Source organism: Archangium sp. (assembly GCF_036388035.1).
GTDB lineage: Bacteria > Myxococcota > Myxococcia > Myxococcales > Myxococcaceae > Archangium.
The window spans coordinates 21,687-30,376 of record NZ_DASVSO010000071.1; the positions used below are offsets into that span (position 1 = coordinate 21,687).

At 67.8% G+C, this 8,690-nt stretch carries 8 protein-coding genes; all 8 read right to left on the reverse strand.

Annotation, left to right across the window (positions count from 1 at the left end; translation table 11 throughout):
- Positions 1-17 precede the first annotated feature (17 nt).
- Positions 18-512, reverse strand: coding sequence for a hypothetical protein (locus tag VF697_RS03085; protein WP_331091965.1), 495 nt, complete (start codon positions 510-512; stop codon positions 18-20).
- Complete coding sequence (locus tag VF697_RS03090) at positions 509-1,720, reverse strand: hypothetical protein (RefSeq protein ID WP_331091966.1); 1,212 nt, start codon at positions 1,718-1,720, stop codon at positions 509-511. The genes VF697_RS03085 and VF697_RS03090 overlap by 4 nt, the downstream gene beginning before the upstream one ends.
- The gene (locus VF697_RS03095) at positions 1,717-2,280 is read right to left on the reverse strand and encodes a cytochrome c (protein ID WP_331091967.1); all 564 of its coding nucleotides are present in this window, start codon (positions 2,278-2,280) and stop codon (positions 1,717-1,719) included. The genes VF697_RS03090 and VF697_RS03095 overlap by 4 nt, the downstream gene beginning before the upstream one ends.
- Complete coding sequence (locus VF697_RS03100) at positions 2,277-2,831, reverse strand: DUF3341 domain-containing protein (protein WP_331091968.1); 555 nt, start codon at positions 2,829-2,831, stop codon at positions 2,277-2,279. Before VF697_RS03100 ends, VF697_RS03095 begins: the two co-directional genes overlap by 4 nt.
- A gap of 3 nt (positions 2,832-2,834) precedes the next feature.
- Positions 2,835-4,274, reverse strand: coding sequence for an NrfD/PsrC family molybdoenzyme membrane anchor subunit (nrfD, locus tag VF697_RS03105; protein ID WP_331091969.1), 1,440 nt, complete (start codon positions 4,272-4,274; stop codon positions 2,835-2,837).
- A 3-nt stretch (positions 4,275-4,277) separates the two neighbouring features.
- Positions 4,278-7,475, reverse strand: a complete 3,198-nt coding sequence (locus VF697_RS03110) for a TAT-variant-translocated molybdopterin oxidoreductase (RefSeq protein ID WP_331091972.1) — start codon at positions 7,473-7,475, stop codon at positions 4,278-4,280.
- Complete coding sequence (locus VF697_RS03115; protein ID WP_331091970.1) at positions 7,472-8,134, reverse strand: cytochrome c3 family protein; 663 nt, start codon at positions 8,132-8,134, stop codon at positions 7,472-7,474. The genes VF697_RS03110 and VF697_RS03115 overlap by 4 nt, the downstream gene beginning before the upstream one ends.
- Before the next feature lie 377 nt (positions 8,135-8,511).
- The coding region (locus VF697_RS03120; protein WP_331091973.1) for an HNH endonuclease at positions 8,512-8,690 on the reverse strand (179 nt) is incomplete at its 5' end.

Below are 8,690 nucleotides of genomic sequence, written 5' to 3' on the forward strand. Positions count from 1 at the left end.
TCTTCTCTACCGCGGAACTACTGCCGCTGGGGGGCCGGCTGCTGCGGCGCGTTGGTGGGGGGAGTGGCGGGGGCGGGAGCCTGCTGCGGCTGCCGGGTGCTCGCCTGGGCGGCGATGACGTCGTCCATGGCCTTGGAGATGGTGGGCCGGGCCACCACGCCCGGCTCGTCCGCCCAGCCGTTCTGCAGGGCCTGCTGCTGGGCGCTGATCTTCTGCTCGGCGTGCGTGTCCAGCTCGAAGAGGCGCTGGTTCACGATGCCGATCTCATAGGCCGTCTTGTGATCCTTGTCCGGCGTGATGAGGGCCGGGATGGGGGCCGGCCCGTCGGGCACCATGTCCTTGGTGACGGCGATCTGCAGCCGCCAGGCCCAGATGCCGCCGACGAGGAAGATGGCCAGGGCGATGACGCCCACCTGGACGACCTTGCCGGTGAGGACATGGTCCTCTTCCGCGGCCACGCCATGCGCGCCACGGATGACGCGCGACTCGAGCTCCGACTCGGTCTTCTTCATGGCTGCACGTACCTCAGTGCCTCAGAGATGTAGGGGTCCTTCACCGGCAGCGTGTAGCGACCGCGCGCCAGGAAGATGGCTCCGGCCACCGACAGCCCGCCCACGCCCGCGAAGGCCGTCAGCAGCGTCCAGTGGAACGAGGGGCCCTGCGGGGAGTACGCCGGCCAGATGAGCCAGTACAGGTCCACCGCGTGCATGACGAGCAGGTAGACGGCGACGATCGCCAGCAGGCGCGGCTTGAGCTTCAGGTTGCGCGACAGCAGGGTGAAGAAGGGCACCACGAAGCCCATGAGGAAGAGCCCGATGGACAGCGGCTTCCAGGCGCCCTCGATGCGCAGCTTGAACCAGCCGGCCTCCTCCGGGATGTTGGCGATCCAGATGAGGAGGAACTGGGAGAAGGCGATGTAGGCCCAGAAGGCCGTGAAGGCCAGCATGAGCTTGCCCAGGTTGTGGTAGTGCGCCGTCGTCACCAAGGTGCCGTACTCGTCCTTGCCCTGCGCGTTGACCGTGGCGATCGTCAGCACGCAGAAGGCCGCCAGGAAGCTGCCGGCGAAGTAATAGACGCCGAAGATGGTGGACTGCCAGAGCGGCGTGAGCGTCATCAGCCAGTCGAAACCAGCAAAAGTAATGGTCAGCGCAAGGAACGGGAGCGCCCCGGGGGAGAAGCGCCGCTGCTTGACGGTCAGCTCCAGCGCCCCGCTGGTGTCCTGCTCGGTGCTCCACCCGCGCAGCCGCCAGGCCACGAAGCTCCACACCGCGAAGTAGATGGCCTGACGGATGTAGAAGAACGTCAGGTTGAGGTAGGGGTGCTTGTGGTGCAGGTGGTGCAGCTCCACCTCGGTGAACTTCATGCCCTCGGTGCCGGGGAACACCCAGGCCGCCGGGTCCACCCACGGGAAGATGTGCCTGGCCCCGAAGACGATGGGCAGCAGCAGGGGGATGAAGATGACCACGCTCATGCCCATGGTCTCCATGGAGCGGCGGACCACCGTCACCCACTTGGCCTTGGCCGTGTGGAAGATGGCCACCATGATGATGGAGGCCACCGAGACGCCCACCCAGTAGCAGAAGGCGAGCAGGTAGCTGAAGAGCGCCGGCTGGGGAGCGGTGAAGAAGCCCACGAGGGTCAGCACCAGGCCGATGACGCCCACGGCTCCAGCGAGCGTCATCGCCTTCTGGCCGCCGTTGAAACGATCCAAGGCAATCATCGGTTCTCCTGAGGAACAGGCTGCTGGCCACCCGCCTGCGAGTTGCGGGCGCGCTGCAGCGCACGGACGTAGGCCACCACGGCCCACCGCTCCTGGATGTTGAGCTCGCCGGCGAAGGACGGCATCACGCCGTAGCCCTCGGTGACGGCGGCGTAGAAGTGCCCGTCCGGCTTGTCCGACAGCTGCAGCAGCGAGGGCGGCAGGCGCAGGGCCATGTTCTCCGCCACCACGCTGTTGCCGTCGCCGAGCCGGCCGTGGCACTGCGCGCAGACGATGTTGTAGTGCTTCTGGCCATCCTCGAGCACCTGACGGTTGAGCTCGAGCGGGATGGAGGTGACGAGCGCGCCGTTGACGCGGCCCGTGGTGAGGCCGGGGTTGCCCACCGCGCGCTCACGCGGGACGGTGCCCGCGGGCGGGGTGCGCATGGCCTTGCCATCCGCCCAGAACTCGCTCGTCTCGTAGTACTCGTACTTGGCCTGAGCCTCCATGCGCTGGAGGAACTCGGACGGAACGTTGCAACCGACCAGGGCGAGCCCGGCGGCGGGGATGAGCCACCTCATTCCTTCTCTCCCGTGACGACGGTCACATGGGTCGCGCCCAGTGCCTTGAGCTGGTCCGTGATGTCTTCGGCCTTGGTCGTGGTGAGCCCCTTGGGGATGCTCAACCAGAAGCCGTGCGTGGAGGCGCTGCGGAACTCCTCGCTCTCGAAGACCGGGTGGTACGGCTGGGGCAGACGGCTGAGCCCCAGCAGACCGAAGAAGATGCCGAACGCCGTGAGCAGCACCGCGAGCTCGAAGGTGATGGGCACCCAGGCCGGCAGGCTCAGCGTCGGACGACCACCCACGTTGAGCGGGTAGTCGATGGTGTTCATGTACGTCTGGAAGGCCAGCGCGGTGACGATGCCCGTCAGCGCGCCCCCCAGGGCGATGAAGGGCACGCGCGAGGGAGGAAGACCCAGCGCCTCGGACCCGCCGTGCAGCGGGTAGGGCGAATAGGTGTCCATCCCCTCGTAGCCCTTCAGCCGCATCTGATTGGTGGCGGCCACCAGGGCGTCGGGCGTGGCGAACTCGGCGAGCACCCAGCTCTCCAGAACCTTGATTTCGGCGGACATGGTTCAGTGCGCTCCGTGGGTAAGGGTCCCGGCGGCGCCCGTGTCGGCACCATGGGCGGCGTGGTGCGCGGCGTGCTTGAGCTCCAGCTGGAGCTCCTTCACCTCGCTCACCGCGACCGCGGGGACGAACTTGAGGAAGAGCAGGAACAGGGTGCTGAACAGGCCCAGCGTGCCGATGTAGATGGACCAGTCCACCCAGGTCGGGCTGTACAGGTCCCACGAGGACGGCAGGAAGTCCTGCGTCAGCGACGTCACGATGATGATGAAGCGCTCGCACCACATGCCGATGTTCACCAGGATGGACGCCACCCACATGATGGGGATGCTGGTCCGGCACTTCTTGAACCAGAAGATGTTCGGCGTGATGACGTTGCAGGCGATCATCAGCCAGTAGACCCCGGCGTACGGACCGCGCGCGCGGTTCACGTAGAAGGTCCAGATCTCGTACTCGCTGCCGGAGTACCAGGCGATGAAGTGCTCCATCATGTACCCGTAGGACACGATGAGGCCCGTCGCCAGAATCACCTTGTTCATGTTCTCCAGGTGGCGGTCGGTGATGACGTCCCGGAGCTTGAGGTACTTGCGGGCGGGCACGATGAGGGTGATCACCATCGCGAAGCCGCTGAACACGGCGCCGGCCACGAAGTAGGGCGGGAAGATGGTGGCGTGCCAGCCGGGGATGAGCGAGGTGGCGAAGTCGAAGGAAACGATCGTGTGCACGCTGACCACGAGCGGGGTGGAGATACCCGCCAGCAGCAGGTAGCCAATCTTGTAGTTGTGCCAGTGACGGCCCGAGCCACGCCAGCCGAGGGCGAAGAGGCCGTAGATGGTGCGCTGCAGCTTGCCCTTGGACGAGTCACGCAGGGCCGCCAGGTCGGGGATGAGACCCACGTACCAGAAGAGGGCGGACACGGTGAGGTACGTGGAGATGGCGAACACGTCCCAGACGAGCGGCGAGCGGAACTGCGGCCAGGCGCCCAGGGTGGACGGGTAGGGGAAGAGCCAGAAGGCGAACCAGGGACGGCCCGTGTGCAGCAGCGGGAAGAGACCCGCGCAGCACACGGCGAAGAGCGTCATGGCCTCGGCGAAGCGGTTGATGCTCGTGCGCCACTTCTGCTGGAAGAGCAGGAGGATGGCGGAGATGAGCGTACCGGCGTGGCCGATACCGACCCACCAGACGAAGTTGATGATGTCGAAGGCCCAGCCGTTGGGCTGGTTGTTGCCCCACATGCCGACGCCGCGGGCCAGGGTGACGGTCACACCCAGCACCAGCAGGCCGAGGGCGGACAGCGCCAGGCCGAACAGCATGAACCAGCCCTTACCGGGCTTGGCCCACACGTGGTCGAGCAGGGTCTCGTTGAGCGACTTGTCGTCGTGGTGCGGCGCGACGAGGGGCCGGGGCTCGAGGGGATCGAGCGCGACGGCGTTGGCGGTCTCGGCCATGGCTTAGTGGCCTCCTTCCTTCTGCTCCGCGGCGGGCTGGGCGGAAGCGAGGGCGGGATTGGGGTTGCGCAGACGGATGAGGTGGGCGGTGCGCGGCTTGGTACCCAGCTCGTTGAGCAGCTTGTAGGCGCGCTCGTCGTTGTGGTGCTTCGTCACCTGGGCATTGGGGTCGCTCAGGGTGCCGAAGACGATGGCCTCGGTGGGGCACGCCTGGGCGCAGGCGGTCTGCAGCTCCTTCTCGAAGATGGGCCGCTTCTCCACGCGCGCCTTGATGCGGACGCGCTCGATGCGCTGCACGCAGTAGGTGCACTTCTCCATGACGCCGCGGTTGCGCACCGTGACGTCCGGGTTCATCTGCATCTTCTGCGTGGGCGTCTTGTCCGCGGTGTAGTGCAGGTAGTTGAAGCGGCGGACCTTGTACGGGCAGTTGTTGGAGCAGTACCGCGTGCCGACGCAGCGGTTGTACACCATGTCGTTGAGGCCCTCGTCCGAGTGGACGGTGGCGTTCACCGGGCACACGTACTCGCAGGGCGCCTTCTCGCAGTGCACGCAGGCCACCGGCTGCATGACCATCTCCGGGTTGTGGAGATCGTGACCGGTGAAGTAGCGGTCGATGCGCAGCCACTGCATCTCGCGGCTGCGGGAGACCTGCTCCTTGCCCACCACGGGGATGTTGTTCTCCGACTGGCAGGCCACCACGCACGCCGCGCAACCCGTGCAGCGGGCGATGTCGATCGCCATCGCCCACTTGTAGTCCTCATACTTGAAGTCCGGCAGGAGGTTGGCGTTCTCGTACTCGCCCCGGACGCGGGCGAGCAGAGGACTGGCGTGCTTCTTCTCCTGCGCCTGCTCGTGCTGGAACTGCGCCACCGACATGTCGAGCGCCAGCGGGCGGCCCTCCATGCGCCAGTGGCTCTGGCTGAGGGCGAACCTGTGGGTGCGGCGCGTCTTGGCCAGCGTGGCGCCACCGTCGAACCAGGGCGCGTTCACGCTGCGCACCAGGTTGGCGTTGAAGCCGATCTCCTTGGCCACCGTCTCGAAGAGGCCCGTGCGGCCGTAGCCCAGGGGCAGCACCACCACGTCGTCCGCGGTGCCGGGGATGATCCACACCGGCACGTCCAGCGTGCGACCACCGTAGGTCAGCGTGGCCACGTCACCCGGCTCGAGCTGCAGCCGCTCGGCGGTGGCCGGGCTGAGGTAGGCCGCGTTGTCCCACGTCATCTTCGAGATGGGATCCGGCAGCTCCTGCAGCCAGGACATGTTGGCGAAGATGCCGTCGTAGACCTTGTAGTCCGGGACGAAGTTCACCTCGAGCTCGCCCGTGGCGGGCGGGGTGTAGGCATCCACCAGCGCGCGGGCGCCTTCCACGGTGGGCGCGCCGGTGAGCGCGGCCGGGGCGGTGTCGGGGACGAGGCCCACGGACACCCACGTCTCCCACGCCGTCTCGAAGTCACCGCCAGCGGCGGCACGGCCGCGCCAGAAGTCCCGGAGGATCTGGTAGCTGGTGCGGTACGGCTCGCCCAGGAAGAGCGCGAACAGCTCCGGCAGGGGCACGCCGTTGAAGAGCGGCTGGATGAGCGGCTGCACGACGGACACCGTGCCGTCGATGGACCGGCCATCGCTCCAGAACTCCAGCTCGTGCGCGGCCGGGATGAACCAGTCGGCGTACGCGCTCGTCTCGTCCTCGAAGAGCGAGGTGTAGACGACGGTGAGCTTGTTGCGGTTGGGGTTCGTCTTCGGGTCCAGCACCTCCCGGAGTCCCAGGTCCACCGGCGCGCGGTAGATGGGGTTCCAGGCGGTGATGACCAGGGTGTCCACCGCGCCGCTCTTCAGCTCGTCCACCAGGGCGCGCAGGCCGGCGACCCCGGTGTTCTCGGTGGTGGTGGCGGGGATGTAGCGCACCGTCGTGCCCACGTTGCCGAGCGCCGCGTTGAGGGCGGCGGCCAGCGCGTGCACCGCGGCGGGCTGGCGCTCGCCAGCGACCACCACGCTGCGGCCAGCGGCGGCGCGCAGGTCGGCGGCGACGGCGTCCACCCACTTCTGGTGGGCCGCGTTGAGCTGCGCCTTCTGGGTGGCCGCACCGGCCAGGCCCTCTACCGCACCACCCACGCGCGAGGCGATGGCGGCGGCGATGGCGAAGATCTCCTGGGACTTCGCGCGCAGGCGGTGGTCCGCCATGCCGCCGGTGATGGTGAAGCGCGGCTCGGCGACGTAGAGGCGGTTGAGGTTGCCCTCGGCCGGGTCACGCCGCCTGGCGAAGGCGCGGGCGTAGGCGAGGTTGGAGGGGCGGCTCTCCAGGAAGTCCGCGTCCAGCGACAGGACGACGTCCGCCTTGGAGAAGTCGTACAGGGCGGTGGCCGGCTGGCCGAGCACCGCGCGGTTGCCCTCGCTGGCCGGGTCCTGGCTGACGGAGGTGTAGCTGTAGAAGCGGGCGCCGGGCATCCGCTGCGAGATGCGCGAGCGCAGCTCGCCGAGCACCGGCGAGCTGTTGGGCTCGGTGAGGAAGCGGATGCGACCGCCGCCGTTCTCCTGGGTCGCGCGCGCGGTCACGTTGGCGAGCTCCTCGCCGAACGAGCGCAGCGAGCGCGGATCCTTGCGATTGCGCAGCACGCGGGCGCGCTGCGGATCGTACAGGGAGAGCAGGAAGGCCTGCTCCATGGGGCCGGTGGCGCCCAGGTTCACCGGGTGCTGCGGGTTGCCCTCGACCTTGATGGGGCGACCCTCGCGGGCGGTGATGAGCAGGCCGGAGGTGTGGCCGCCGAACGTCATGCCCGAGGCGTAGTGCAGGGGGTTGCCCGGCACCATCTCGGGAGGCGTGCGGGTGTAGGGCACCATGCGCTCGTCCACCGGACGGGTGGAGCAGGCGGTGGCGCCGGCCAGCGCCAGCGAGGCGCCCAGCAGCTGCATGAACTCGCGGCGGGCCACGCCGGTGGGGGGCAGGTCCGCGCCCTCGGGGAACTCGGGGCGGCTCTCCTCGAGGTACTCGGCCTTGCCGAGCTTCTCCTCGAGGCTGCGCCAGTACGTGCGGCCGTAGGCGCCCTCGGACGTCACGCTGTGGGCAGCGGCGTGGTCGAGCGCCTCACCGACGACGTCGTGGTCGTGGTCGTGCGTGGAGGTGGCCTCGGCCTTGTCCGAGACGACCGGCAGCGCGAAGGAGTTAGGGGTGTCCTTCATGGGGGCTCCGTCGAGCTTGGGCTTCAGCGGTGGCATGTGGAGCAGCTCGTGCGCGAGTGAACGTCGTTCTGCTTCATCAGCTCATCCCCGAGCGCCTCGGCCGCCTTCGGGTCGGCCGGCGGCTGCCAGGTCAGGCTGGTGATGAACTCCTGCGGGCGCAGGTTGGGCTTGGGGTTGCGGTGGCAGTCCAGGCACCACTGCATGGTGAGCGGCGAGTACTGCTCGATGGCCGCCATCTGGTCCACGCGACCGTGACAGGTCACGCAGCCCACGCCCTTGCTCACATGGATGGCGTGGTTGAAGTAGACGAAGTCCGGCAGGTTGTGGACGCGAATCCACGGAATCGGCTGATCCGTGAAGTACGCCTGCCGCACCAGCGTCAGGTACGGGCTCTTGTTCCACACCTGGGCGTGGCAGGACATGCACACGGTGGTGGAAGGGATGCCCGCCGACGGCGACTTCTCCACGGAGAAGTGGCAGTAGCGGCAGTCGATCTGCTCGTCACCGGAGTGATGCCGGTGGTCGAATTCGATCGGCTGCTCGATCGGCATGTTTTGGTTGGTGACGAACGGAGAACGCACGTACGCCATCAAACCGCCAAGGGCGATCGCGGGGATCGCGAGGAGCGCCGCGGCAGAGGCCCGCGACACCGTGTTCGTCCAGCGTGGGAAGAGAGGACCGCTCATACCAGGACCGGGGGGTAGTCAGTGGGCTCCGGAGGACGAGACCGGGAGGACGGTTCGGCCGGACCGGAGACTGCACAGGGAGACTGGAACAAGAAGCTCATACACGGCGTTGCTGTGGCTGCGACGACTCCTGCCCTGGCAGGAGACATGCGGACACGCCCGACCCCAACCGACTCAAAGAGTTGCCGTGGGCGGGGTCCCTCCTCATCCCGTCCCAACGCGGCGCGGGACCATCGAGCATCGGTATCCAGGTGTCAACCTTTCTTGTATCCGCGTGCGGCGAGATACCACGACCCGGAGCGTTGTGGCACAGCTGAAAACTTGTCCGGATGATGTTCTCTTCTGGCAGGCGATAGGGGGGTTGAATCTCCTGGGGATCAGGCGTCGTCCGGATCGCGCCAGCGCTCGCGGCGGCGCTCCAACAGGCGCTCCACCATCTCTCGGACGCGGGCATCCCGGTGGTAGTTGCGATCGTGCCGGCTGCCCTTGCCCTGGTTGCAGCGCGCGCACGCCAGGCCGAGGTTCTCCAGCGCATCCGTCCCGCCGTGTACCCGGG